Source organism: Caenispirillum salinarum, from assembly GCF_044803115.1.
Lineage (GTDB): Bacteria > Pseudomonadota > Alphaproteobacteria > Rhodospirillales > Rhodospirillaceae > Caenispirillum > Caenispirillum salinarum_A.
Genome location: NZ_CP085224.1, coordinates 2,974,711 through 2,998,207, shown reverse-complemented (window position 1 = coordinate 2,998,207; position 23,497 = coordinate 2,974,711). Strand labels below are relative to the sequence as shown.

Here is a 23,497-nt window from a genome sequence, read left to right as displayed (position 1 = left end):
GCCCGCCGCCCCTGGATGACCTGACCAGTTGAGAGGCCCCGCCCATGCCCGCCGCCGACGCTTCCGCCGCGCCGCAGTTTCGCCGTGTTCTGCTGAAAATCTCCGGTGAAGGGCTGATGGGCCCGCGCGAGTTCGGGCTTGATAGCGCGACGGTTGCGGCCATCGCCCGTGAGGTCCGGTCGGTGCGGGAGATGGGCGTGCAGGTGTGCCTTGTCATTGGCGGCGGAAACCTGTTCCGGGGCGTATCTGGCGCCGCCGAGGGCATGGATCGCACCAGCGCTGACTACATGGGCATGCTTGCGACCGTCATGAACGCCATGGCGGTGCAGAGCGCGCTGGAGAAGGCGGGCGTGCAGACCCGCGTTCAGTCGGCCATCCCCATGGAGGCCGTCTGCGAGCCCTACATCCGGCGCCGTGCCATCCGCCACATGGAAAAGGACCGCGTGGTGATCTTCGCCGCCGGCACGGGCAACCCGTTCTTCACCACCGACACGGCCGCCGCCCTGCGTGCGGTGGAGATGAATTGCGGCGCCCTGCTGAAGGCCACCAACGTGGACGGGGTCTATTCCGCCGACCCCAAGAAGGACCCGCAGGCCGAATTCTATCCGCGCCTGACCTACACCGACGTCCTGGCGCGCAACCTGCGCGTCATGGATGCCTCGGCCATCGCGCTGGCGCGAGAGAACAAGCTTCCCATTGTTGTATTCGACATGCATGGCGAGAACGCCTTCGCCAAGGTCATGGCCGGCGAAGGCCGCTATACGATCATTGCCGAGGAGGAGTGAGCCGTGTCCGGTGACGTAGCCGATTTCAAGTCGCTGAAGAAGGACCTCAAGCACCGCATGGACCAGGCGGTGGAGGTGCTGAAGAAGGAATTTGCCGGCCTGCGTACGGGTCGCGCGCACACCAGCCTGCTGGACCCGGTCGTCGTCGAAGCCTATGGCTCCACCATGCCGCTCAACCAGGTGGCCAACGTCAGCGTGCCCGAACCGCGCATGCTTGTGGTTTCCGTGTGGGACCGCAGCATGATCAAGGCCGCCGAGAAGGCCATCCGCAACGCCGGTCTCGGCCTCAATCCGGCTGCCGAGGGCCAGACCATCCGGGTGCCCATCCCGCCGCTGACCGAGGAGCGCCGCGCCGAGCTGACGAAGGTCGCCGCCAAGTACGCCGAGAACGCCCGTGTGGCGGTCCGCAACGTGCGCCGCGACGGCATGGACCAGCTCAAGAAGATGGAAAAGGACGGCACCATCTCGCAGGACGAGCAGCGTGCCCACGAAAAGGAAGTGCAACAGCTGACCGACGAGACGATCAGCGCGATCGACGAGACGCTGAAGCACAAGGAGCAGGAGATCATGCAGGTTTGATGGGCGCGGAGCCTCTCAAGCGCGGGGGCGAAAGCCCCCCGCCGCCGGCCCATGTCGCCATCATCATGGACGGCAACGGCCGGTGGGCGAAGGCGCGCGGCCTGCCGCGCACGGCCGGTCACCGCAAGGGGGCCGAGGCCGTGCGCGCAACTCTGCGCGCAGCCGGCGAAATGGGTATCGGCTATCTGACCCTGTTCGGATTCTCCTCGGAAAACTGGCGCCGGCCGGAAGACGAGGTGACTGAACTGAAGGGGCTCCTGCGCCTGTATCTCGGCAACGAGCTGAACAATCTTCATGAAAACGGCGTGCGCCTGCGCGTCATCGGCGAGCGCGAGCGCTTCGGTGCCGAGTTGGCCCGCATGATCACGGCCGCCGAGAAGAAAACCGCAGGCAACACCGGCCTGACGCTGACCATCGCGCTGTCCTACGGCGGCCGCCAGGAGATCGTCGCCGCGGCGCGGTCCATTGCCGGCGATGCCGCCGCCGGCCGCATCGACGTCGAGCAGATCGACGAAGCGCTTTTCGCCTCGCGCCTGTTCACGGCCGACATCCCCGACCCGGACCTTCTGATCCGCACCAGCGGAGAGCAGCGGGTCAGCAATTTCCTGCTGTGGCAGATCGCCTACGCCGAGATGGTATTCGTCGACACCCTGTGGCCCGATTTCGGGCGCCCGGAACTGGAAGCCGCCGTACGGGCGTTCTCTCTGCGAGATCGTCGCTACGGTGGTGTGAAAGGCTGACGCCCGCGTGCTGAAGACCCGAGTCCTGTCCGCCCTGATCATGGTGCCGGTGGCGCTGGCGTGCGCCTGGGCGGGGAGCCCGGTGTTCGACATTGCCATCGCCGCCGTTGCCGTCATCATGGCGCATGAGTGGCAGGCGATCGTGCAGGCCGGGTGGCGTGCGCCCGGCTGGGCTTCCGGCGCCGCGTCCGCCGCCGCCGCCCTGCTGGCCGTTCCCGCGCCCGAGGCCGCCCTGGCGCTCATTGCCGGGGCCGTTCCGCTGGTCTGGCTGCTGGCGCGCAGCCGTGACGGGGCGGGATGGGCGGCCCTGGGAGTGCTCTACGTGGCGCTGCCGGCCATGACGCTGGTGTGGTTGCGCGAGCATGGCGGGCTGGCGACGCTCATCTGGATATTCGTCATCGTCTGGGTCACCGACACCGGCGGCTATGTGTTCGGCAAGAACATCGGCGGCCCCAAGCTGTCGCCCCGTATCAGCCCCAACAAGACCTGGGCCGGATTGCTGGGCGGCGCCTTTTCCGCGATGGTGGCGGGGGCGGCGGTCGCTTTTCTGGTGAACCCGACGGCCGCCTTGGCACTTATACTCTTCAGCGGCGGTCTTGCGATCGTCGAACAGATGAGCGACCTGACAGAGAGTTACGTGAAGCGGCGCTTCGGCGTGAAGGACAGCGGCCACATCATTCCGGGCCATGGCGGCGTGCTGGATCGCGTCGACGGCCTGGTGCTGACGGCCCCTGTGGTGGCGCTTGCAACGTACCTGGCCCAAGGGGGGATCACGGCATGGTGACCAGCAGCACGACCGCCCATTCCGCCACGCCGGCAACGGCCAAGGCCGCCGCCGAGGGGCCGACGGCCGATTCGCCGCGCCGGGTCACGGTGCTGGGCTCCACGGGGTCCATCGGCTGCAACACCATCGACCTTATCGACCGCAACCGCGACGCCTACGATGTCGTGGCGCTGACCGCCAACGGCAACGTCGACGCCCTGGCTGAGCAGGCCCTGCGCCTGCGGCCCGAGGTGGCCGTGGTCGCCGACGAGGACAAGTACGCCGCCCTGAAGGAGCGACTGGCCGGATCGGGCATCGAGGCGGCGGCCGGCTGCGCGGCGGTCACCGAGGCCGCGGCGCGCGACGCCGACTGGGTGATGTCGGCCATCGTCGGCGCGGCCGGCCTGGAGCCCACTCTGGCCGCCATCCGCCGCGGCTGCGTGGTCGGCCTGGCCAACAAGGAGACGCTGGTGTGCGCCGGGGCCCTGGTCATGGCCGAGGTGGAACAGCACGGCGCGACGCTGCTGCCCGTGGACAGCGAGCATTCCGCGATCTTCCAGGTGTTCGACTTCGATCAGGCGGAGCGTGTTTCGCGCATCGTGCTCACGGCCTCGGGCGGGCCGTTCCGCGAATGGGAGCGCGCGGCCATGGAGACGGTGACGCCCGCCCAGGCGGTGGCGCATCCCAACTGGTCCATGGGTGCCAAGATTTCCGTCGACAGCGCCACCATGATGAACAAGGGCCTGGAACTCATCGAGGCCGCCCACCTGTTTCCGGTGCCGGAGGACCGCATCGAGATCCTGGTGCACCCGCAGTCGGTCATCCACAGCATGGTGGAGTACGTGGACGCCTCCATGCTGGCCCAGCTTGGCACGCCGGACATGCGCACGCCCATCGCCTATGCGCTGGCATGGCCGGCCCGCATGTCCGCGCCCAGTCCGCGTCTGGACCTGGCGGCTGTGGCGCAGCTGACATTCCAGGCCCCCGACACCGAGCGCTTTCCGGCCCTGCGACTGGCGCGCGCCGCCTTGCAATCGGGGGGCGCGGTTCCTACTCTCTTGAATGCGGCCAATGAAGTGGCTGTCGCCCGGTTCCTGGCCGGTGAGATCGGCTTTCTGGATATCGCCCGCAGCGTCGAGACGGTGCTGGAGCGTGCCGGGCCCATGCCGCTTGCCACGCTGGACGACGTGGCCGCCGCCGACGCCGAGGCCCGGCGCCTGGCGGCGACGGTGACGCCAAGGGCGCGCGCCGCCGCCGAGTGATCGCGGCCCGACGGCCTCGTCGGAGCCGGCAACGCATGTTTCGAAGGCTCCTGACCGCATGGACATCCTTTCCGTACTCTGGACGACGGTTCTTCCCTTCCTCGTCATCCTGACCATCGTCGTCTTCGTCCACGAATTCGGCCATTTCATCATCGCGCGCATCAACGGCGTGAAAGTGGACGTGTTTTCCATCGGCTTCGGCAAGGAGCTGTTCGGCTGGTACGACCGGCACGGCACCCGCTGGCGCGTCAGTCTGCTGCCCCTGGGCGGTTACGTGAAGTTCTTCGGCGACGCCAACGAGGCCAGCGGCGGCGCCGACAAGAGCCGCGAGTTGTCCGAGGAGGAGCGGCGCGTCAGCTTCCAGCACAAGCGCGTCGGTCAGCGGTTTTCCATCGTGCTGGCAGGGCCGGCGTTCAACTTCATCTTCGCGATCCTGGTGTTCGCCGGCGTGTTCATGAGCGTCGGCCAGCCGACCACGCCCCCGGTCCTGGGCGGCGTGCAGGAGGGCAGCCCGGCCGCCGAGGCGGGGCTCATGCCGGGCGATCGGGTGATCGCCATCAACGGGTCGGCGGTCGACCGCTTCGAGGACATCCAGCGCATGGTGCCGCTCAACCCCGAGGGCCGCGGCATGGACGTCACCGTACTGCGGGACGGCGAGCAGCGGACGTACGAGATCACGCCGCGCATGACCGAAATGACCGACGGCTTCGGCAACACCCAGCGCACGCCGGTGCTGGGCGTTTCCGTCAGCCGCGAGGCGATGGAACTGGTGCGCATGGGGCCGGTGGAAGCCGTGGGGCAGGCGGTGGTGCATACCGGCACGGTGGTTACCAGTTCGCTGACGGCCATCGGGCAGATGATCTCGGGCGACCGCGGCACCGAGGATCTGGGCGGGCCGGTGCGCATCGCGCAGTTCTCGGGTCAGGCGGCGCAGTCGGGCCTGGTCAACGCCATCATGTTCGTCGCGCTGCTGTCGGTGGCGCTGGGGCTTTTCAACCTGTTCCCGGTGCCCATGCTGGACGGCGGCCACCTGTTGTTCTACGGCATCGAAGCCCTGCGCGGGCAGCCTCTTAGCGAACAGGTCCAGGAGTACGGCTTCCGCGTCGGGCTGGTCCTGGTCCTTACGTTGATGGTCTTCGTTACATGGAATGATATCGTCCGGCTCATAGAGGGTTGAGTTCCCAAGCCGAAGGCGGCATTCTCCGGCAATCGAATTCGCGTCAAAACGTAACTCCGGGGGATACCTTGCGTTCGCTCGTGCGCTCGGCGGCCATGGCCGCCGCCCTTGCCGGTCTGGCCGTGGTGCCGGGGGTCGTCCTCGCCCAGGGGCAGGAAATCGGCCAAGCCTCCGGCGTCATCCGCCAGATCGTCGTCGAGGGCAACCAGCGCATCGAGGCGTCGACCGTCGAATCCTACCTGACGGTGGCACCGGGAGATCCCTTCGACCCGGCCGCTCTGGACCAGTCGCTCAAGAACCTCTTCGCCACGGGCCTGTTCGCCGATGTCGCCATGCGGCGCGCCGGCCAGGCCCTGGTGGTGCGGGTGGTGGAGAACCCCATCATCAACCGCATCGCCTTCGAGGGCAATCAGCGCATCGACGACGAGCAGCTGTCGGCCGAGACCCAGCTGCGCCCGCGCGTGGTCTACACCCGCGCCAAGGTCCAGGACGACGTGCAGCGCGTCCTGGACCTCTACCGCCGCAGCGGCCGCTATGCCGCGACGGTGGAGCCCAAGATCATCGAGCTGGACCAGAATCGTGTCGACCTGGTGTTCGAGGTCAACGAGGGCCCGCCGACCTACGTGCGCCGCATTACCTTCGTCGGGAACGAGGAGTTCAGTGACAGCACGCTCCGCAGCGAGATCGCCACGAAGGAAGAGCGCTGGTACCGCCTGCTGTCCAGTGCCGACACCTATGATCCCGACCGGCTGACGTTCGACCGCGAGCTGCTGCGCCGCTTTTACCTGAGCGAGGGCTACGCCGACTTCCGCGTCAGCTCCGCCGTTGCCGAGCTGACGCCCGACCGCGAGGCCTTTTTCGTCACCTTCACGGTGGACGAGGGCGACCGTTACAAGTTCGGCGAGATCGACATCCAGACCACGCTGCCCGACCTTGACCCCGCCGCGCTACGGGCCGAGGTCGTGCCCGAGACCGGGGAGTGGTACAACGCCGACGAGGTCGAGCAGACCATCCAGAACATCACCGACCGGGTCGGCGAGTTGGGCTATGCCTTCGTTGACGTGCGGCCGCGCGTGAGCCGCGATCCCGAGGCGGACACTATCGACGTCACCTTCGACGTGCAGGAAGGCCCGCGCGTGTTTGTGCGCCGGATCGAGATCCAGGGCAACGTGCGCACCTTGGACAAGGTCATCCGCCGCGAGTTCCGCCTGGCGGAAGGCGACGCCTTCAACACCGCGAAGCTGCGGCGCTCGCGCGAGCGCATCCGCAACCTCGGCTTCTTCGAGACCGTCGAGGTCGACACCCGCCCGGCCGAGGACGCGCCCGACCAGACCGACGTGATTGTCGACGTGGAGGAAAAGTCCACCGGCGAGCTGTCGTTCGGTGTCGGCTGGTCATCCAGCGTCGGCGCGCTGTTTGAAGCCGGCGTGTCCGAGCGCAACCTGCTGGGCCGCGGCCAGGCCCTGTCGCTGGACCTGCGCCTGGCGCAAAAGCAGACGGAAGTGGACCTGTCGTTCACCGAACCCTACTTCCTTAACCGGCCGCTGCGGGCCGGCTTTGATATCTATCACACCACCAACGACTTCCAGGACAGCGCCTCCTACGACAGCACGACGTCCGGCGGCGCCTTGCGGGTGGGCTGGAGCTACAACGAGGCATTGGGCCACAGCCTGCGTTACACGTTCCAGAAGAACGAGATTTCCAACGTCGCCAACAACGCCTCGACCTTCATCAAGGAGCAGGAGGGCACCACGACCCTGTCGCAGGTCAGCCACTCGCTGTCCTACGACAAGCGCGACAGCGTGGTGGAGCCGACCGAGGGCTACGTGCTGTCCCTGTCCAACGCCGTCGCCGGCCTTGGGGGCTCGGAGAAGTTCGTGCGCAACGACGTCTCCGGCGCCTACTACGTGCCGCTGGCCGATGAGTGGACGCTGCGGTTCAGCGGCAATGCCGGCTACATCTACAACTATGCGGACGATCCGCTGTCCATCGCCTACCGCTACAACCTCGGCGGCGAGAACCTGCGCGGCTTCGCCTACGGTGGCGCCGACGCGCGCACCCAGGACGGCGAGGCCGACGCCCTGGGCGGCGACTGGATCGCCAACGGCTCCATCGAGATGCGCATGCCGCTCGGCCTGCCCGAGGAACTGGGCGTGACCGGCAAGGTCTTCACCGACTTCGGCGTGATCGGCGAACCCGAGGTCAGCAGTTCCACGGGGCAGTTCGATCACTCCAGCTCCATCCGCGCCTCGGTGGGCATCGGCTTTATCTGGAAGTCGCCTGTCGGCCCCATCAACATCGACCTGGCCCAGCCCGTTCTTAAGGAGGACTTCGACGAGACCGAACTGTTCCGCCTGAACTTCGGGACGCGGTTCTGATGCGGGTGGCGGCGTTCGGTGTTCGGCGTCGGGTCCGGGTGGTGCTGACGGCGCTCGCCGTCTGCTGCGCCGTGCTCGGTACGGTCGCGCCCGGCGGGTCGCGGGCGCAGTCCGAGACGGCGGGCGCGGAAGCCGCCGTTCCGAAGCCGGTGGTCGGTGTCATCGACCTGCAGCGTGTGCTGCGCGAAGCGGACGCCGCCCAGGGCGTCCGGCAAAAGCGCGAGGAATACGTGACGGACTATCAGGCCGATGCCGCCCAGGTGGAGCAGGAACTGCGCGCTGCCGACCAGGAACTTGCGCGTCTGCGCGCCACGGCCGACCAGCAGGAATTCGCCGAAAAGCGCAGCGCGTTCCAGAAGCGGGTGGCGCAAAGCCAGCGCGACGTTCAAACGCGCCGCCGCAACCTGGAGCGCGCCTTCGGCCAGGCCATGAGCGCCGTTCAGCAGGGGACCATTCGCATCGCCGACCAGATCGCGGCCGAGAAGGGCGTGAACGTCATCCTGTACCGCTCCCAGGTGTTCCTGTTCGACAACGCCATGGACCTGACCGACGAAATCCTGCAGCGGCTGGATGCGCGCATGCCCACGGTGGAGTTTCCGGACCCGGAGACCATGGCCGACAGCGCCGCAAAGGAGCCGGTGGTGCCCGACGCGATGACGGGAGACTGAACCTTGGCCGATCCGCGCTTCTTTCCCCTGGCCGGTCCCTTCAGCCTGAGCACCGTCGCCGAAATCGCGCAGGCGGAGCTGGCGGCCGATGCCGATCCGGCGGCCGCCTTCGAAGACGTTGCGCCGCTGCATGCCGCGGGCCCGAACACCGTCAGCTTCCTCGACAACAAGAAGTACATCGGTGCCTTCACGGAAAGCCGCGCCGGGGCCTGCATCGTTCATCCTGATCTGGCAGGCCGCGCGCCGGCCGGCATGGCGCTGCTGCTGACCCCCGAGCCCTATCGCGCCTATGCCCGCGTTGCGGCCGCGTTCCATCCTGCGCCAGCGGTGGAACCGGGTGTTCATCCGGCGGCCGTGGTCGACCCTTCCGCGGTGCTGGGTGAGGGCGTGCGGGTGGACGCCGGAGCGGTGATCGGCGCCCGCGCCGAGATCGGCGCCGGCACGCACATCGGCGCCAACGCGGTGATCGGTGACGGCGTGGTGATCGGCCCCGGCGGGTCGATCGGCGCCAACGCCTCGATCAGCCACGCCATCATCGGCGCCGGCGCGTACATCTATCCGGGCTGCCGCATCGGCCAGGATGGCTTCGGCTTCGCCATGAGCGCCAAGGGGCATCTCAAGGTGCCGCAGTTGGGCCGCGTAATCATCGGTGACGACGTGGAAATCGGCGCCAACACGACCATCGACCGGGGGGCGGGGCCGGATACCGTCATCGGGTCGGGGTGCAGGATTGATAATCTGGTGCAGATCGGGCACAACGTGCAGCTTGGTCGCGGGTGCGTCCTGGTGGCGCAAAGCGGCGTCGCCGGCAGCAGCAAGCTGGGCGACTTCGTGGTTCTGGGCGGCCAGGTCGGTGTCTCAGGCCACGTGTCGATCGGCAGTGGCGCGCAGATCGCCGCGCAGGCCGGCGTCATGCGCGAGGTCGAGCCCGGCGGCGTCGTCATGGGATACCCTGCGAAACCCATCAAGGAGTTCTGGCGCGAAGTCGCCGCGGTGAAGCAGCTGGCCGCAAGGAAAGGCAAATAAAAATGGACGCGACGTCGGAGAACAAGGAAGGCGTGACTGAAACCACCGCCACCATCGGCATCGAGCGGATCATGGAGATGATCCCGCATCGATACCCGTTCCTGCTGATCGACAAGGTGATCGACGTCAAGAAGAACGAAAGCTGCGTCGGCATCAAGAATGTCACCATGAACGAGCCCTTTTTTCAGGGGCACTTCCCGCGCCGCCCGGTGATGCCCGGTGTGCTCATCATCGAATGCATGGCCCAGTCCGCGGCCGTGCTGGTGGTGGAGACCCTGGGCCCGGAAAGCGAGGGGAAGCTGGTGTACTTCATGTCGGTGGAGGGCGCGCGGTTCCGCCGCCCCGTCACGCCCGGAGACCGTCTGGAACTGCACGTGAGCAAGGAACACAGCCGCCGCAACGTCTGGAAGTTCCGCGCCGAGGGCAAGGTCGACGGCAAGGTCGTCGCCGAAGCCACCTACGCCGCCATGATCATGGACGACTGATGCCTTTCATTCACCCCACCGCCATCGTCGACCCCGCCGCGAAGCTGGCGGAGTCGGTCACGGTCGGTCCCTACTGCGTCGTCGGCCCCCAGGTGGAGGCCGCCGACAACGTCGAGTTGAAGTCGCACGTTGTGCTGGAAGGCCGCACCAGCGTCGGACCCGGCACGACCATCTATCCCTTCGCCTCCATCGGTGTGCGCCCGCAGGATCTCAAGTACAAGGGCGAGGACAGCCGGCTTGAGATCGGCGCCAACGTCACCATCCGCGAGCACGTCACCGCCAACCCAGGCACCGAGGGCGGCGGCATGCTGACGAAGATTGGCGACAACGTGCTGCTGGCCATCGGCGCGCACGTGGCGCATGACTGCTTCATCGGCGACGGCAGCATCGTGATGAACAACGTGCTGCTGGGCGGCCACGTCGTGATCGGCGAGGCCGCGGTGATCGGCGGCGGCTCGGCGATCCACCAGTTCGTGCGTATCGGCAAGCATGCGATGATCGGCGGCGCCTCGGGCGTGGAAAACGACGTCATTCCGTTCGGAACCGTCTTCGGCAACCGGGCCCATCTTCATGGCCTGAACCTGGTCGGCATGAAGCGCCGGGGTTTCTCGCGAGAGGACATCCACGCCCTGCGCAACGCATACAAGCAACTGTTCAGCCACGACGAGGGCAAGGTCATGGCCGACCGCCTGCGCGCCGTCGCCGAGCAGTATCCCGACAGCGAGGCCGTCCGCGACGTGGTTGCCTTCATGGAAGCCGACAGCAGCCGTGCCATCTGCCAGCCCGCTCCGTCGGCGGGCGGAGGAGATGCCGCGTAAGCTGGGCATCATCGCCGGCCGCGGAACGCTGCCGGCGCGCCTTGCGCGGGCCTGCCGGGACACCGGCCGGCCCGTCTTCGTTCTCGCTCTCAAGGACAATTGCGACGCCGCGGCGCTGGGTTCCGACGTGGAACAGGCCTGGATTCGCATGGGCGAGGCCGGCACCGGCATCCGCCTGCTGCAAGAGGCCGGCGTCTCGGATCTGGTCATGGCCGGCGGGGTAGACCGGCCCACGCTTGCGGGGCTGCGGCCCGATTGGCGCACCGCCCGCTTTTTCGCCCGTCTGGGCTTCAAGGCGCTGGGCGACGACAGCCTGCTGTCCGCGCTGACGAAGGAACTGGAGGGCGAGGGCTTCACGATCGTCGGCGCCGACGACATCCTGCCCGACTTGCGACCCGAGGCCGGCGTTCTGGGCCGCGTTGCGCCGGACGAGCAGGCCCGCGCCGACATAGCCCGTGCCGTCGCCGTCATCCGGGCCCTGGGCGCGCTCGACGTCGGGCAGGGGGCCGTGGTGCAGCAGGGCATCGTGCTGGGCGTGGAGGCGGTGGAGGGCACCGACGCGCTGCTCGCGCGCTGCAAAAGCCTCGGCCGCTCCGGTCCGGGCGGTGTTCTGGTCAAGCTGTGCAAGCCGGGCCAGGAAACCCGCGCCGATCTGCCCACCATCGGCCCCGACACCATCAGCAATGCCGCCGCCGCGGGGCTGCGGGGCGTGGCCGTCCATGCCGGCTTGAGCCTGATGCTGGACCGCGAGGCGACCGTTGCCGCCGCCGACCGGGCCGGGCTGTTCGTGGTCGCGATCGACCCGGAGGAACCGGCATGAGCGAAGAGCGCGCTCCGCTGGTCTTCATCGTCACCGGCGAGCCCTCGGGCGACCTTCTGGGCGGCCGTCTCATGGAGGCGCTGCGCGAGGCCACCGGAGGCCATGTCCGCTTCGCCGGCATCGGCGGCGAGAGCATGGCGGAGCAGGGGCTCGACAGCCTTGTGGACCTGTCGGACCTGGCGGTCATGGGTTTCCTGGAGGTGCTGCCGAAGGCGCGGCGGATTCTCGGGATCGTGCGCGATACGGTCGACGAGATCGCCCGCGTGAAGCCGGACGTGGTGGTCACGGTCGACAGTTGGGGATTCACCGGCCGTCTGCACAAGGCGATCCGCAAGCGCGGCCTTCCGGTGGCGCAGGTGCATTACGTCGCGCCCATGGTCTGGGCGTGGAAGGAGAAGCGGGCAAGGTCGGTCGCCGAGCGCGTTGACCACCTGATGTGCCTGCTGCCCAACGAGCCGCCGTACTTCGAGCGCCACGGCCTGGCCTGCACCCATGTCGGCCACTCCATCATCGAGAGTGGTGCCGACGCCGGCGATGGCGATGTCTTCCGCGCCGCGCACGGCATTCCGGCCCAGGCGCCGCTGCTGTGCGTCCTGCCCGGCAGCCGACGGGTGGAGGTGAGCCGGCTGTTGCCCGAGTTCCGCGGCGCCGTCGAAAGGCTGGCGGTCGACCGACCGGGCCTGCGGGTTGCCATTCCGACGGTCGCCACCGTGGCCGCGGATGTGGAGGCAGCCGTCGCGGACTGGCCCGTTCCGGTGACGGTGGTGCGCGGGCAGCGCGCCCGCTACGACGCCTTCGCCGCCTGCGACGGCGCGATGGCGGCATCGGGCACGGTGGCGCTGGAACTGGCCATGGCCGGCGTGCCCCACCTGGTGGCCTACCGCGTCTCGGCACTGTCGGCGTGGCTGTTCCGCCGCCTGACAACCATCCGCTACGTCAATCTGGTCAACCTGACACTCGACCGCCCGGTCGTGCCGGAAATCTTGCAGGAGGCCTGCACGGCCGAGCGGCTGGCATCCGAAACGGCGCGCCTTCTGGACGACGCCAGCCTGCGCGCCGGCCAGCGGAAAGGGTTCGCCGAGGCGCTGGTGCGTTTCAGGGGCGGGGCGGGCAGCCCGTCGGCCAAGGCGGCGGCGGTGGTGCTGCGTGCCATGGGTGGGGCACGCATCTATTGACGGCGACGTGCTGTTAATTCACTCTGAACAACACATTCCTGGTGTGTTGTGAGGTGTCATGCAGGGTGAGTATCATGGCGACGTCACGCCGCAAGAGGCGTGGGATGCGCTGTCCGCCGATCCCGATGCCGTGCTGATCGACGTCCGTACGCAGGCGGAGTGGACGTATGTGGGACTCCCCGACCTCACGCGGCTGGAGCGCGAGCCCGTGCTGGCGGAGTGGCAGACTTATCCCGACGGCCGCCTCAATCCCGATTTTCTGGCAGAGGTGCGAGCCGCCGGCGTGCGGCCCGGGCAGGCGCTATACTTGCTGTGCCGCAGCGGCGTGCGGTCCGCCCGCGCGGGCGAGTTGCTGGCCCGGCATGGCTACCATTGCTTCAACATTCAGGACGGTTTCGAGGGTCAGTTGGGCCCCGACCGCCGGCGCGGCGTCGGCGGCTGGAAAACGGTCGGCCTGCCCTGGCGTCAGGGGTGATGCGGCTGCGCCACGGAAGCGGGCAACGAAAAACGGCGCGGGAGAAGGCTCTCCCGCGCCGCTTTCGTGTTTAGCCTCGGCCTGTGAGCCGAAGGGCCGGCCTCAGCCGCGCTTGTGCATCGGCACGAACTCGCGGGTGGTGTGGCCGGTGTAGAGCTGACGCGGACGGCCGATCTTCTGGGCCGGGTCCTCGATCATCTCGTTCCACTGCGCGATCCAGCCCGTGGTGCGGGCCAGGGCGAACAGGCAGGTGAACATGCTGACCGGAATGCCCATGGCACGGAAGATGATGCCCGAGTAGAAATCGACGTTCGGGTAGAGCTTCTTCTCGACGAAGTACTCGTCCTCAAGCGCGATCTTCTCCAGCTCCATGGCAACTTCGAGCAGCGGCTCGTTGCCCATGCCCAGTTCGGCCAGGACTTCATGGCAGGTCTTGGCCATGATCTTGGCGCGCGGATCGTAGTTCTTGTAGACGCGGTGACCGAAGCCCATCAGGCGGAACGGATCGTCCTTGTCCTTGGCGCGCTTGACGTACTCGGGAATGTTCTTCTTGTCGCCGATTTCCGTCAGCATCTTCAGCACGGCCTCGTTGGCGCCGCCGTGGGCCGGACCCCACAGCGAGGCGATGCCGGCGGCGATGCAGGCGAACGGGTTGGCGCCCGAGGAGCCCGCCAGACGCACGGTCGAGGTCGAGGCGTTCTGCTCGTGGTCGGCGTGCAGGATCAGGATGCGGTCCATGGCGCGCGAGAGCACCGGGTTCACCTCGTACTTCTCGCACGGCGTGGCGAACATCAGGTGCAGGAAGTCCTCGGCGTAACGCAGGTCGTTGCGCGGGTAGATGAACGGCTGGCCGACCGAGTACTTGTAGGCCCAGGCCGCGATCGTCGGCATCTTGGCGATCAGGCGGTAGCTGGCGACCATGCGGTGGCGCGGGTCGTTGATGTCGGTCGAGTCGTGGTAGAAGGCCGACAGCGCGCCGACGACGCCGCACATGACGGCCATCGGGTGCGCGTCGCGGCGGAAGCCGGAGTAGAACTTGGTCAGCTGCTCATGCACCATGGTGTGGTGCGTGATGTCGTACTCGAACTTCTCCTTCTGCGGGGCGTTGGGCAGTTCGCCCTTCAGCAGCAGGTAGGCGACTTCCATGAAGTCGCAGTTCTCGGCCAGGTCCTCGATGGGGTAGCCGCGGTGCAGCAGGACGCCCTTGTCACCGTCAATATAGGTGATCTTGGACTCGCACGACCCCGTGGAGGTGAAGCCCGGGTCGTAAGTGAACATGCCGGTGTCGGCATAGAACTTGCGGATGTCGACGACATCCGGACCGGTGGACCCTTCCATGATCGGGAAATCGAACGTCTTCCCGTTCTTGTTATCGGTTACCGTGACCGAATTCTTCTTGCCGGCATCAGTCATGTTTTTCTCCGTTCGAAAATCGGTTTCCCTGTGACTCTCATTCTTGTGTCGTGGCTGTCACCGCTTCGTGACGGCCTTATTCTTGGTTGCTCTGTGTGTTTTCCACGGCATCGCGGATGCGGGCCAGGGATTCGTCGCGCCCCAGGATCTCCATGACCTCGAAGATCGGCGGCGAGACGGTGGAGCCGCTGAGCGCGGCCCTTATGGGCTGGGCGACCTTGCCGAGCTTCAACTCGCGGGCTTCCGCCGTATCGCGGGCCCACTGCTCCAGCGTGGCTGCCGTCCACTCCAGGCCGTCCATGGCCGGCAGCAGATCGGCGAGCAGGTCGCGGCCGCCGTTGGCGAGAATCTTCTCGGCCTTGGCGTCGATGGGAAGGGGGCGGGGGCGCACCAGGAAGGCGGCGCCGTCGGCCATGTCCACCAGCGACTTGGCGCGCGGCTTCAGGTCCTTCATGGCCTGGAACAGCAGCTCCGATCCGTGCTGGTCGACGGTCAGCCCGTGGTTTTCCACGATGAAGTCGGCCACCAGCGTCACCAGGCGCTCGTCGTCGGCTTCGCGCAGATAGTGGCCGTTCAGGTTGAACAGCCTGTCCATGTCCATGCGCGAGGGCGAGCGGCCGACGTCCACGATGTCAAACCAGTCGATGGCCTGGTCGGTCGGGATGATCTCGTCGTCGCCATGTCCCCAGCCCAGGCGCAGCAGGTAATTGCGCATGGCCTCGGGCAGGATGCCCATGTCGCGGTAGGTCTCCACACCCAGCGCCCCGTGGCGCTTGGACAGCTTGGCGCCGTCCTGGCCGTGGATCAGCGGGATGTGGGCGAAGACCGGCGGCTCCCAGCCCATGGCCTTGTAGAGCTGGACCTGGCGGAAGCTGTTGGTCAGGTGGTCGTCGCCGCGAATCACGTGGGTGATGCCCATGTCGTGGTCGTCGACCACCACCGACAGCATGTAGGTCGGCGTGCCGTCGCCGCGCAGCAGGACCATGTCGTCCAGCTGGCTGTTGGAGACGGTGACCTCGCCCTGCACCTGATCGTTGATCCGGGTCTCGCCGTCCTGCGGCATCTTCAGGCGGATGACCGGGGGCACGCCCTCGGGCGCCTCCGAGGGGTCGCGGTCGCGCCAGCGGCCGTCGTAGCGGACCGTCTGGCCGGCGGCGCGCTGCGCGGCGCGCATCTCGTCCAGCTCTTCCTGAGTGGCGTAGCAGTAGTACGCCTTGCCCTCTGCCAGAAGCTGGCGCGCGACCTCGGCATGGCGCTCGGCGCGGGCGAACTGGTGGACGGGGTCATCGTCCCAGTCCAGGCCCAACCATTCCAGGCCGGCAAAAATCTTGTCGACGGCATCTTGGGTGGAGCGGGCGCGGTCTGTATCCTCGATCCGCAACAGGAACTTGCCGCCCATGTGGCGGGCGTACAGCCAGTTGAACAGCGCGGTGCGCGCGCCGCCGATATGAAGGTAGCCCGTCGGGGACGGAGCGAATCGCGTAACGACCGTCATAGTATCCGCTTGTCAGCCAATCTTTCAGGGTGGCGGGAGCCCCCGCCCCGTCGGGGGGAGCCCAGCCGATTTGCAGAGCGCGCGTCTATCTAGCATATTCCGTGCGCGCTTGCAGCATGGGGAATGCCTTGAACGCCATTGAAGCGTTCGCCCTGCGGCCGGAAGGCGCCGGGGAGGACACGGGACATAGACCGAAAGGCCGCGCCATTGCAAGAACTTGGCGCGATTTCCTGCACTCGCCCCGCAACAATCTTTCGGCCGATCGCGACCGCTGGATCCTGTGGCTGCCCGTCTGCCTGGGCGCCGGCATCGGCCTCTATTTCCTTCTTCCGGCCGAACCACCCCTTTGGGTGGGGCCGCTGGCGGCCGGAGTCCTGCTCGCTTTGGTGGCGGCGGCGTGGCGAACGGTGCCCGGCGCGGTGGTGCTTCTGCTGGGGTTGTTGGCCGCTGCCCTGGGCCTTGCGGCGGCGCAGGTCCGGACCGAGATGGTCGCCGCCCCGGTCCTCGCCCAGAAACTGGGGCCGGTGACCGTGGTCGGCGTCGTCGAGGGCGTGGAGGACAAGGGCGGCGCGCTTCGTGTGACGCTTGCGCCGGTGTCGGTGGAGCGCCTGTCACCGGCCCGCCTGCCGCACAGCCTGCGGGTGACGGTGCGCACTGGCGGCACCCGGCCCGAGGCCGGCCAGACGGTGCGGCTGGACGCGGTGCTCATGCCGCCCCCGGCGCCCAGCGCGCCGGGCGCCTTCAACTTCCCCCGCATGGCGTGGTTCGACCGCCTGGGGGCCGTCGGCTATGCCGTCAGTACGCCCGACATCCTGACGCAGCCGTTGCGCGGGGCCGTCGGAGACGCCGTCGAACACATGCGCAGCGCCGTCACCGCCCGAGTGCGCGAGGTCATTCCGGGCGCGGAGGGGCAAATCGCCGCCGCCCTGCTGACCGGCGCCCGGATCGGAATTCCCGAACCCACGTTGGAGGCTTTCCGCGACTCCGGGCTGGCGCACCTGCTGTCCATCTCCGGGCTGCACATGACACTGGTGGCGGGGCTGATCTTCGTCGGCGTGCGCGGGGTGCTGGCCGCCGTACCGGCCATCGCGCTCCGCCATGACGTGAAGAAGTGGACGGCCGCGATCGCGCTTCTGGCGGCGGCCTTCTACCTTCTGTTGTCGGGAGCGGCCATCCCCAGTCAGCGGGCCTTCGTGATGGCGGCCATCGTGCTGCTGGCGGTGATCGTCGATCGGACTGCCATTTCCCTGCGAACGTTGGGGTGGGCGGCGCTCTTCGTCCTCCTGACCCAGCCCGAGAGCCTGGTCGGGCCCAGCTTCCAGATGTCGTTTGCCGCCGTCACCGCACTGGTCGCCGGCTACGAGCTTGTGGCGCCGAAACTGTCGGCCTGGCGGGGCAGGGGGCGCGGCCGGTGGACGCGGGCGCCGGCGCTCTACATGCTGGGCATCGTGGCCTCGACGGTCATCGCCTCGCTGGCGACGGCGCCCTTCGCGGCCTACCACTTCAATACCGTCGCCCTGTACTCGCTGGCCGCCAACCTGGCCGTCATGCCGCTCGTGAGCCTGATCGTCATGCCCATGGCCATCGCGGGGCTGCTGCTGATGCCGGTTGGGCTCGACTGGCTGCCCTTCACCCTGATGGGATGGGGACTCGACGGCGTGACGATCGTGGCCGAGACCGTGGCATCCTGGCCCGGCAGTGTGCTCTACGTACCGCCCATGCCCGTCGGCGGGCTGGCGGCGGTGGCATTGGGCGGGCTGTGGCTGTGCCTGTGGCGGCGGCCGTGGCGTCTGGCCGGGCTGGCGGTGGCGGTGGTCGGGGCTTCGAGCGCCTGGTGGAGCGCCGGCCCGGACATCCTGGTCAACGACGAGGCGACGCTCATCGCAGTGCGCGGCCCCGCGGGCGGCCTGATGCTGTCCCCCGGCCGCAGCGACGGATTCGCCCGCGACCTCTGGCGGGAAAGGCACGGGGCGGAAGAGGCTGTCTCCTGGCCGGCCGCCGGAGGCAGCACCGGGACCTGGCCGCTGACGCTGGACAGTCCACCCAGGCTCGCCTGCGACAGCGTCGGCTGCGTCTACGAGGCGCGGGGTCTGAAGACTGCCCTGGTGCAGCACCCGGCCGCCGTGCCCGAGGACTGCTATGCCGCCGACGTCATCGTCGCCACCATCCCCGTGCGGCGGCCGTGCGACCACACCCTGGCGGTGGTGGACGCCTGGGACCTTTGGAAGAAAGGCGCCCACGCCGTCTGGCTGAACGGAACGGCGGTGCGGGTGGAGACCGTGGCGGAAACCATGGGCGATCGGCCGTGGAGCCCGTTCACGCGGTACTGGGAGGACCGGCGGTAGGCGAGCGGCCGTAATGCCGGATCGTCTTTCGGCGAGCGGGCTGCCGCCCGTACACGCTCGGAAGGCGCAGCCTTCCAGACCCTCCAGTTTTTTGGCAGCTGATGCGGGGAAGGGCGGTCGGCGCTGCATGTGAATTCCTGCTTTCGCAGGAATGACGAAAATTGCCCGTTGTCTTGCCTGAAGAATTTGCCATCAGCTCTGCGAAAGCTGGGCTCCACCTCCGGTGAGTGCCGCCCTGGCGCAATCATTGCCCCGGCCCGACCCAACGCGGGAGCGCGAGGGAGGCCGGGCCTCCGTCGCATCAACACGGTCGCAACTGAAGCCTCATCGTCACCGTCAGTACACCGGCTTCCTGCTCTTCGTGCCGTCGTGGCCATCCCCGCATTCTGGCAGCCACCTACGAGTCCTCAATACTCCCGCAGCAGCCCCACCAGGCGGCCCTGGATGGTCACCCGGTCGGGGCCGAAGACCTTGGTTTCGTACTTGGCGTTGGCGGGCTCAAGAGCGATGGAAGTGCCCTTGCGGCGCAGGCGCTTGAGGGTGGCTTCCTGGGCGTCCACCAGGGCAACGACGATGGAGCCGTTGTCGGCGGTCTCGCAGCGGCGGATGACGACGGTGTCGCCGTCGAGAATGCCGGCATCAATCATGGAGTCGCCTTCCACCGTCAGCGCATAGTGGTCGCCGGTGCCAAGCAGGGTCGACGGTACCGGAACGGTGGTGGAACTGTCGCGCAAAGCCTCGATGGGCGTGCCGGCGGCGATCTTGCCGTAGAGCGGCAGGTCGACCGCTTCGGCGGCGCCGCGGGCGGTGGGCACGCCGGGCAGCGCGCCGGAGAACTGGCCGCGAATGACGTTCGGGCGCAGGCCGGCGCGGTCGGCGCCCGCGTTCGGCGGGGCGGCGCTGGCGGTGGCCGGGGCGGGCGCGGCGGCCTGTACAGGCTCGCCCATGCCGGAATTCTCGGGAAGGCGCAGGATCTCCAGGGCGCGGGCACGGTGGGGCAGGCGGCGGATGAAGCCGCGTTCTTCCAGCCCCGTGATAAGGCGGTGGATGCCCGACTTGGACTTGAGGTCCAGCGCGTCCTTCATCTCGTCGAAGCTGGGCGAGATCCCCGTGGACCGCAGTCGTTTCTCGATGAACATCAAGAGTTCGTACTGCTTCTTGGTCAGCATGGGGATACTCCTGCGTTGCGGCCTGGGAGCGCCGGGAGAATGGCTCGACGAAAATGGAACAAAGACGAAACGATTTCGTGTTGTTCTAGTTTGGTTCGCCGCCCCCGTCAAGCGAAAACCTTGAAAACCCAGCGACTCGGCGGTCGGCCTCGCGTCTCTGTCGTCAGTCGGCGGCGGTGAAAGTGCCGGACTTGCCGCCGGTCTTGGAGACGAGTCGGATGTCGGTGATCCGCATCTCCTTGTCGACCGCCTTGCACATGTCGTAGACGGTCAGCCCGGCGACGGAGACGGCCGTCAGGGCCTCCATCTCAACGCCCGTGCGGCCCTTGAGCTTGCAGGTCGCGGTAATCTCAACCGCCGTCTCGCCGGCCAGTTCCAGGTCCACCGTTACCTTGGTCAGCGCCAGTGGGTGGCAGAGGGGAATCAGGTCCGGCGTCTTCTTGGCACCCATGATGCCGGCCAGTTGTGCGACGGTCAGTACGTCGCCCTTCTTGAAGCCGCGCTCGGCGATCAGGCGGCCGGTTTCAGCCTTCATCAGCACGCGGCCCTTGGCCGTGGCGACGCGCTCGGTCTCCTGCTTGTCGGAGACGTCGACCATGACGGCGTTGCCCGCCTCGTCGAAGTGGGTGAAGTCGGCCATGGGGTGTCCTGTGGTCAGGCGGTGACGGGAGAGAGCAGGGCGCGGGTGGCGGCGGCGACGTCGGGCTGTTTCATCAGGCTTTCGCCGATGAGGAAGCGGCGCGCGCCGGCGCGGCTCATGCGGGCGAGGTCCTGGTTGGTCTTCAGCCCGCTCTCGGCGACCAGCACGCGGCCCTCGGGCACCATGCGCGACAGGCGCTCGGTGACGCCGAGGTCGATTTCCAGCGTCTTGAGGTTGCGGTTGTTGACGCCCAGAAGCGGGGAGCGCAGCACCGTCAGCGCGCGCTCCAGTTCCTCTTCGTTGTGCACCTCGATCAGCACGTCCAGCCCGTAGTCGGCGGCGGCGGCCTCAAGCTCGGCGGCCTGCGCGTCCTCCAACGCCGCCATGATGATGAGGATGCAGTCGGCGTCGATCGCGCGGGCCTCGGCCACCTGGTATGGGTCGACCATGAAGTCCTTGCGCAAGGCCGGCAGCGCGCAGGCGTTCCGCGCCTCGGCGACGAAGCCGTCGCGGCCCTGGAAGTACTGCTCGTCGGTCAGCACGGAAAGGCAGGTCGCCCCGCCGGCCTCGTAGGCCTGGGCGAGCGCGGCGGGGTCGAAATCCGGGCGGATCAGGCCGGCCGACGGCGAGGCCTTCTTGATCTCGCAGATCAGCGCGAGGCGTCCGTCGGCCACCGTGCGGTCCAGCGCCCGAGCAAACCCGCGCGGCGGGGCGGTGGCGCGGGCGGCGGCCTCCACCTCGGACAGCGGGCGGGCGGCCTTGCGGGCGGCGACCTCTTCGCGCTTGGTGGCGAGGATTTTCTGCAGAACGTCAGACACCGGCGGTCTCCGGCTGGGGCGAGGGCTCGCCGTTGGTGATGCGGATCATGTGTTCGAGCGTCTCCAGCGCCCTGCCGCGGTCGACGGCCTGGGCGGCGGCTTCCACGCCGCCCTTCAGCGTCGCGGCCTTGCCGGCGACGACCAATGCGGCGCCGGCATTCATCAGCACGATGTCGCGATAGGCCGATTTCGCCCCGCCCAGCACGTCGCGGATGGCGGCGGCGTTGACTTCGGCGCTGCCGCCCTTGAGGTCTTCCATGGAGGCGCGGGCGAGGCCGGCGTCCTCGGGCGTCACCTCGAAGGTGGACACCTGGCCGTCGCGCAGCTCGGCCACGTATGTGGCGCCGGTGGTGGTGATCTCGTCCAGCCCGTCGGAGCCGTGGACCACCCACGCGCGCTCGATCCCCAGACGGCCGAGCACCTGGGCGATGGGCTCGATCCAGGCGTGGGCGAAGACGCCCAGCACCTGGAACCGGGCGTTGGCGGGGTTCGACAGCGGGCCGAGCAGGTTGAACAGCGTGCGGGTCCCCAGCTCTGTCCGCGTCGGCATGACGTGGCGCATGGCGGAATGGTGGCGCGGCGCCATCATGAATCCGATGCCGGCCTCGCGAATGGCCTGCTCCACCACCTCGTGCGGGGCGTCCAGGTTGACGCCGAGAGCGGCCAGCACGTCGGCCGATCCGCTCTTGGAACTGGCGGCGCGGTTGCCGTGCTTGGCGACGGGCACGCCGCAGGCCGCGACGACGATGGCCGCACAGGTCGAGATGTTGTAGGTGCCCGACGCATCGCCGCCGGTGCCGCAGGTATCGACGGCGTCGGCGGGGGCCTCGATGCGGGCGGCCTTCGCGCGCATCGTCCGCGCCGCGCCGGTGATTTCCTCAACCGTCTCGCCGCGCACCCGCAGCGCCATGAGGAAGGCCCCGATCTGCGAGGGCGTGGCCTCGCCGGACATGATGACCTCGAAGGCGCGCTCCGCGTCGGCCTCGTTCAGGGTCGCGCCGGTGGCGACGGTGGCAATGACTTCCTTCATGACGTCGGTCGTTCCGCCCATCACGCGGCCCTCCGTCCGCCGGGCGCGCGGGTGGCGTCCAGGAAGTTGCCGAGGATCTGGTGGCCATTCTCGCTCTCGATGCTTTCCGGGTGGAACTGCACGCCGTGAATGGGCAGTTCGGCGTGTTGCAGGCCCATGACCAGGCCGTCGTCCGTCCAGGCGGTGACGGTCAGGCATTCGGGCATGTCCTCGCGCCGCACGACCAGCGAGTGATAGCGCGTGGCGCGGAAGGGGCTCGGCAGGTCGGCGAAGACGCCCTGGCCGGTGTGGGAAACCTCCGACACCTTGCCGTGCATGGGCTGCGGCGCCCGCAGGACCGTCCCGCCGAACGCCTGGCCGATGGTCTGGTGGCCGAGGCAGACCCCCAGCACCGGCACGCGCGCCTCGGCGGCGGCGGCGACCAGGTCCAGGCAGATGCCGGCGCGGTCGGGATCGCAGGGGCCGGGCGAAAGGATGATGCCCTCGGGCTTCATCGCCAGCGCCTCGGCGGCGGTCAGCGCGTCGTTGCGGCGGACCTCCACGGCGGCCCCCAACTCGCCCAGGTAGTGCCAGAGGTTGTAGGTGAAGCTGTCGTAGTTGTCGATCAACAGGTACATGCGCGCGAAGCCTCACCGTCTGGCACGAAACAAAGGAGGATCGGCCGAAGATGGCAAGCCCGTGCGCGACCGTCAAGGAATTGGCCCGGATGGCGCCCGTCCGCGAATGGAATGGCGGACCGATGAGTCCTCTTTGCCCGCGACAGGCGTGCCATAAGCGCGCAGGATGGGCACCGATCATGTCGCGTCTCGCCAGACTCTTTCCCCGGGAAACGGAGCCAGACGATGACGCCAATCAAGATTTCCGCGACCGCCCTTGGTCTTCTGCTCATGGCCGCCCCCGCTGCCCTGGCCGAGGAGGGCATGGACAAGCAGGCGAAGATCGACAACGCGCTGAGCGCCGCCACGCCCATGATCGCCGAGAACGCCTCGGTGATGACACCCGACGGCACGGTCCTGCGCGAGGGCTCGGGCGCCTACACCTGCTTCCCGGAAGGCGGCGGTGTTCCGGCGCCCATGTGCCTGGACGAGCCCTGGATGGGCTGGCTTGACGCATACGTCAATGACACCGATTTCCAGGCCGACGAAATGGGCATCGCCTACATGCTGGCCGGCGACGGCGCGGGGGCGAGCAACGTCGACCCGCGCGCCGAACAGCCCGCCGCCGGCAACGATTGGGTCGTCGAGGGACCGCACCTGATGATGCTGGTGCCCGATACGGCGATGCTGGAGGCGCTGCCGACCGATTACACCACGGGCGAGCCCTATGTCATGTGGAAGGGTACACCCTACGTCCATGTCATGGTCCCGACCGGCGATCGGCCCCAACAGCCGCAGGTTGCTGAACGCTGAGGCGATGCATCGCGCGACGGTCCGAAG

At 68.1% G+C, this 23,497-nt stretch carries 23 protein-coding genes; 16 read left to right on the top strand and 7 right to left on the bottom strand.

The window, feature by feature from the left end:
• The first annotated feature begins 44 nt into the window (after positions 1-44).
• The 14 genes from pyrH (at position 45) to LG334_RS13625 (ending at position 13,151) form a co-directional block, all read left to right on the top strand.
• On the top strand, positions 45-785 hold the full coding sequence (pyrH, locus tag LG334_RS13690) for a UMP kinase (RefSeq protein WP_404378880.1): 741 nt from the start codon (positions 45-47) through the stop codon (positions 783-785).
• A 57-nt stretch (positions 786-842) separates the two neighbouring features.
• The gene (gene frr / locus LG334_RS13685) at positions 843-1,364 is read left to right on the top strand and encodes a ribosome recycling factor (RefSeq protein ID WP_404386384.1); all 522 of its coding nucleotides are present in this window, start codon (positions 843-845) and stop codon (positions 1,362-1,364) included.
• A complete protein-coding gene (locus LG334_RS13680) occupies positions 1,364-2,104 on the top strand; it encodes an isoprenyl transferase (protein WP_404378879.1) in 741 nt (246 codons plus the stop codon). The genes frr and LG334_RS13680 overlap by 1 nt, the downstream gene beginning before the upstream one ends.
• Before the next feature lie 7 nt (positions 2,105-2,111).
• Positions 2,112-2,888 (top strand): phosphatidate cytidylyltransferase, encoded by a 777-nt coding sequence (locus LG334_RS13675; RefSeq protein ID WP_404378877.1) that lies wholly within the window; start codon positions 2,112-2,114, stop codon positions 2,886-2,888.
• Positions 2,882-4,129 carry a 1-deoxy-D-xylulose-5-phosphate reductoisomerase gene (locus LG334_RS13670; RefSeq protein WP_404378876.1) on the top strand — a complete coding sequence of 416 codons (1,248 nt, stop codon included), beginning with the start codon at positions 2,882-2,884 and terminating at the stop codon, positions 4,127-4,129. Before LG334_RS13675 ends, LG334_RS13670 begins: the two co-directional genes overlap by 7 nt.
• 58 nt (positions 4,130-4,187) lie before the next feature.
• A complete protein-coding gene (gene rseP / locus LG334_RS13665) occupies positions 4,188-5,306 on the top strand; it encodes an RIP metalloprotease RseP (protein WP_404378875.1) in 1,119 nt (372 codons plus the stop codon).
• A 95-nt stretch (positions 5,307-5,401) separates the two neighbouring features.
• The gene (gene bamA / locus LG334_RS13660) at positions 5,402-7,684 is read left to right on the top strand and encodes an outer membrane protein assembly factor BamA (RefSeq protein ID WP_404386382.1); all 2,283 of its coding nucleotides are present in this window, start codon (positions 5,402-5,404) and stop codon (positions 7,682-7,684) included.
• Positions 7,684-8,352: an OmpH family outer membrane protein gene (locus tag LG334_RS13655; protein ID WP_404378874.1), complete on the top strand. Its 669-nt coding sequence runs from the start codon at positions 7,684-7,686 to the stop codon at positions 8,350-8,352. The genes bamA and LG334_RS13655 overlap by 1 nt, the downstream gene beginning before the upstream one ends.
• 3 nt (positions 8,353-8,355) lie before the next feature.
• Positions 8,356-9,378, top strand: a complete 1,023-nt coding sequence (lpxD, locus tag LG334_RS13650) for a UDP-3-O-(3-hydroxymyristoyl)glucosamine N-acyltransferase (protein WP_404378872.1) — start codon at positions 8,356-8,358, stop codon at positions 9,376-9,378.
• Between the two features lie 2 nt (positions 9,379-9,380).
• Complete coding sequence (gene fabZ, locus LG334_RS13645; protein WP_404378871.1) at positions 9,381-9,863, top strand: 3-hydroxyacyl-ACP dehydratase FabZ; 483 nt, start codon at positions 9,381-9,383, stop codon at positions 9,861-9,863.
• Entirely contained in the window at positions 9,863-10,681 is an 819-nt protein-coding gene (gene lpxA / locus LG334_RS13640) for an acyl-ACP--UDP-N-acetylglucosamine O-acyltransferase (RefSeq protein WP_404378869.1), read from the top strand. The genes fabZ and lpxA overlap by 1 nt, the downstream gene beginning before the upstream one ends.
• Positions 10,671-11,501: an LpxI family protein gene (locus tag LG334_RS13635; protein WP_404378867.1), complete on the top strand. Its 831-nt coding sequence runs from the start codon at positions 10,671-10,673 to the stop codon at positions 11,499-11,501. The genes lpxA and LG334_RS13635 overlap by 11 nt, the downstream gene beginning before the upstream one ends.
• A complete protein-coding gene (lpxB, locus tag LG334_RS13630; protein ID WP_404378865.1) occupies positions 11,498-12,676 on the top strand; it encodes a lipid-A-disaccharide synthase in 1,179 nt (392 codons plus the stop codon). Before LG334_RS13635 ends, lpxB begins: the two co-directional genes overlap by 4 nt.
• A gap of 58 nt (positions 12,677-12,734) precedes the next feature.
• The gene (locus LG334_RS13625) at positions 12,735-13,151 is read left to right on the top strand and encodes a rhodanese-like domain-containing protein (protein ID WP_404378863.1); all 417 of its coding nucleotides are present in this window, start codon (positions 12,735-12,737) and stop codon (positions 13,149-13,151) included.
• Between the two features lie 102 nt (positions 13,152-13,253).
• On the opposite strand, the gene gltA is transcribed toward LG334_RS13625, so the two are convergent.
• Both gltA and gltX read right to left on the bottom strand, forming a co-directional pair.
• On the bottom strand, positions 13,254-14,564 hold the full coding sequence (gene gltA / locus LG334_RS13620; RefSeq protein WP_404378861.1) for a citrate synthase: 1,311 nt from the start codon (positions 14,562-14,564) through the stop codon (positions 13,254-13,256).
• A 76-nt stretch (positions 14,565-14,640) separates the two neighbouring features.
• Positions 14,641-16,059, bottom strand: coding sequence for a glutamate--tRNA ligase (gene gltX, locus LG334_RS13615; RefSeq protein WP_404378859.1), 1,419 nt, complete (start codon positions 16,057-16,059; stop codon positions 14,641-14,643).
• 128 nt (positions 16,060-16,187) lie between these two features.
• Between gltX and LG334_RS13610 the strand changes: the two genes are divergently transcribed.
• The gene (locus LG334_RS13610; protein WP_404378857.1) at positions 16,188-18,404 is read left to right on the top strand and encodes a ComEC/Rec2 family competence protein; all 2,217 of its coding nucleotides are present in this window, start codon (positions 16,188-16,190) and stop codon (positions 18,402-18,404) included.
• Positions 18,405-18,811: 407 nt separating this feature from the next.
• On the opposite strand, the gene lexA is transcribed toward LG334_RS13610, so the two are convergent.
• The 5 genes from lexA to LG334_RS13585 all read right to left on the bottom strand — a co-directional run bounded on the left by lexA (position 18,812) and on the right by LG334_RS13585 (position 22,678).
• A complete protein-coding gene (gene lexA / locus LG334_RS13605) occupies positions 18,812-19,573 on the bottom strand; it encodes a transcriptional repressor LexA (protein ID WP_404378855.1) in 762 nt (253 codons plus the stop codon).
• A gap of 163 nt (positions 19,574-19,736) precedes the next feature.
• Entirely contained in the window at positions 19,737-20,213 is a 477-nt protein-coding gene (gene moaC, locus LG334_RS13600; protein WP_404378853.1) for a cyclic pyranopterin monophosphate synthase MoaC, read from the bottom strand.
• A gap of 14 nt (positions 20,214-20,227) precedes the next feature.
• Positions 20,228-21,031 (bottom strand): indole-3-glycerol phosphate synthase TrpC, encoded by an 804-nt coding sequence (gene trpC, locus LG334_RS13595; RefSeq protein WP_404378851.1) that lies wholly within the window; start codon positions 21,029-21,031, stop codon positions 20,228-20,230.
• Complete coding sequence (gene trpD / locus LG334_RS13590) at positions 21,024-22,082, bottom strand: anthranilate phosphoribosyltransferase (protein ID WP_404378849.1); 1,059 nt, start codon at positions 22,080-22,082, stop codon at positions 21,024-21,026. The genes trpC and trpD overlap by 8 nt, the downstream gene beginning before the upstream one ends.
• On the bottom strand, positions 22,082-22,678 hold the full coding sequence (locus tag LG334_RS13585) for an anthranilate synthase component II (protein ID WP_404378847.1): 597 nt from the start codon (positions 22,676-22,678) through the stop codon (positions 22,082-22,084). Before LG334_RS13585 ends, trpD begins: the two co-directional genes overlap by 1 nt.
• A gap of 225 nt (positions 22,679-22,903) precedes the next feature.
• On the opposite strand from LG334_RS13585, the gene LG334_RS13580 reads away from it, so the two are divergent.
• Positions 22,904-23,470, top strand: a complete 567-nt coding sequence (locus LG334_RS13580) for a hypothetical protein (protein WP_404378845.1) — start codon at positions 22,904-22,906, stop codon at positions 23,468-23,470.
• Positions 23,471-23,497 lie beyond the last annotated feature (27 nt).

Excerpts from the sequence above, each read along its gene's own strand:
- pyrH (WP_404378880.1), top strand. The coding sequence starts at position 45 with ATGCCCGCCGCCGACGCTTCCGCCGCGCCGCAGTTTCGCCGTGTTCTG.
- frr (WP_404386384.1), top strand. The coding sequence starts at position 843 with ATGGACCAGGCGGTGGAGGTGCTGAAGAAGGAATTTGCCGGCCTGCGT.
- LG334_RS13680 (WP_404378879.1), top strand. The coding sequence starts at position 1,364 with ATGGGCGCGGAGCCTCTCAAGCGCGGGGGCGAAAGCCCCCCGCCGCCG.
- LG334_RS13670 (WP_404378876.1), top strand. The coding sequence starts at position 2,882 with ATGGTGACCAGCAGCACGACCGCCCATTCCGCCACGCCGGCAACGGCC.
- rseP (WP_404378875.1), top strand. The coding sequence starts at position 4,188 with ATGGACATCCTTTCCGTACTCTGGACGACGGTTCTTCCCTTCCTCGTC.
- bamA (WP_404386382.1), top strand. The coding sequence starts at position 5,402 with ATGGCCGCCGCCCTTGCCGGTCTGGCCGTGGTGCCGGGGGTCGTCCTC.
- LG334_RS13655 (WP_404378874.1), top strand. The coding sequence starts at position 7,684 with ATGCGGGTGGCGGCGTTCGGTGTTCGGCGTCGGGTCCGGGTGGTGCTG.
- fabZ (WP_404378871.1), top strand. The coding sequence starts at position 9,381 with ATGGACGCGACGTCGGAGAACAAGGAAGGCGTGACTGAAACCACCGCC.
- lpxA (WP_404378869.1), top strand. The coding sequence starts at position 9,863 with ATGCCTTTCATTCACCCCACCGCCATCGTCGACCCCGCCGCGAAGCTG.
- LG334_RS13635 (WP_404378867.1), top strand. The coding sequence starts at position 10,671 with ATGCCGCGTAAGCTGGGCATCATCGCCGGCCGCGGAACGCTGCCGGCG.
- lpxB (WP_404378865.1), top strand. The coding sequence starts at position 11,498 with ATGAGCGAAGAGCGCGCTCCGCTGGTCTTCATCGTCACCGGCGAGCCC.
- LG334_RS13625 (WP_404378863.1), top strand. The coding sequence starts at position 12,735 with ATGCAGGGTGAGTATCATGGCGACGTCACGCCGCAAGAGGCGTGGGAT.
- gltA (WP_404378861.1), bottom strand. The coding sequence starts at position 14,564 with ATGACTGATGCCGGCAAGAAGAATTCGGTCACGGTAACCGATAACAAG.
- gltX (WP_404378859.1), bottom strand. The coding sequence starts at position 16,059 with ATGACGGTCGTTACGCGATTCGCTCCGTCCCCGACGGGCTACCTTCAT.
- lexA (WP_404378855.1), bottom strand. The coding sequence starts at position 19,573 with ATGCTGACCAAGAAGCAGTACGAACTCTTGATGTTCATCGAGAAACGA.
- moaC (WP_404378853.1), bottom strand. The coding sequence starts at position 20,213 with ATGGCCGACTTCACCCACTTCGACGAGGCGGGCAACGCCGTCATGGTC.
- trpD (WP_404378849.1), bottom strand. The coding sequence starts at position 22,082 with ATGGGCGGAACGACCGACGTCATGAAGGAAGTCATTGCCACCGTCGCC.
- LG334_RS13585 (WP_404378847.1), bottom strand. The coding sequence starts at position 22,678 with ATGTACCTGTTGATCGACAACTACGACAGCTTCACCTACAACCTCTGG.
- LG334_RS13580 (WP_404378845.1), top strand. The coding sequence starts at position 22,904 with ATGACGCCAATCAAGATTTCCGCGACCGCCCTTGGTCTTCTGCTCATG.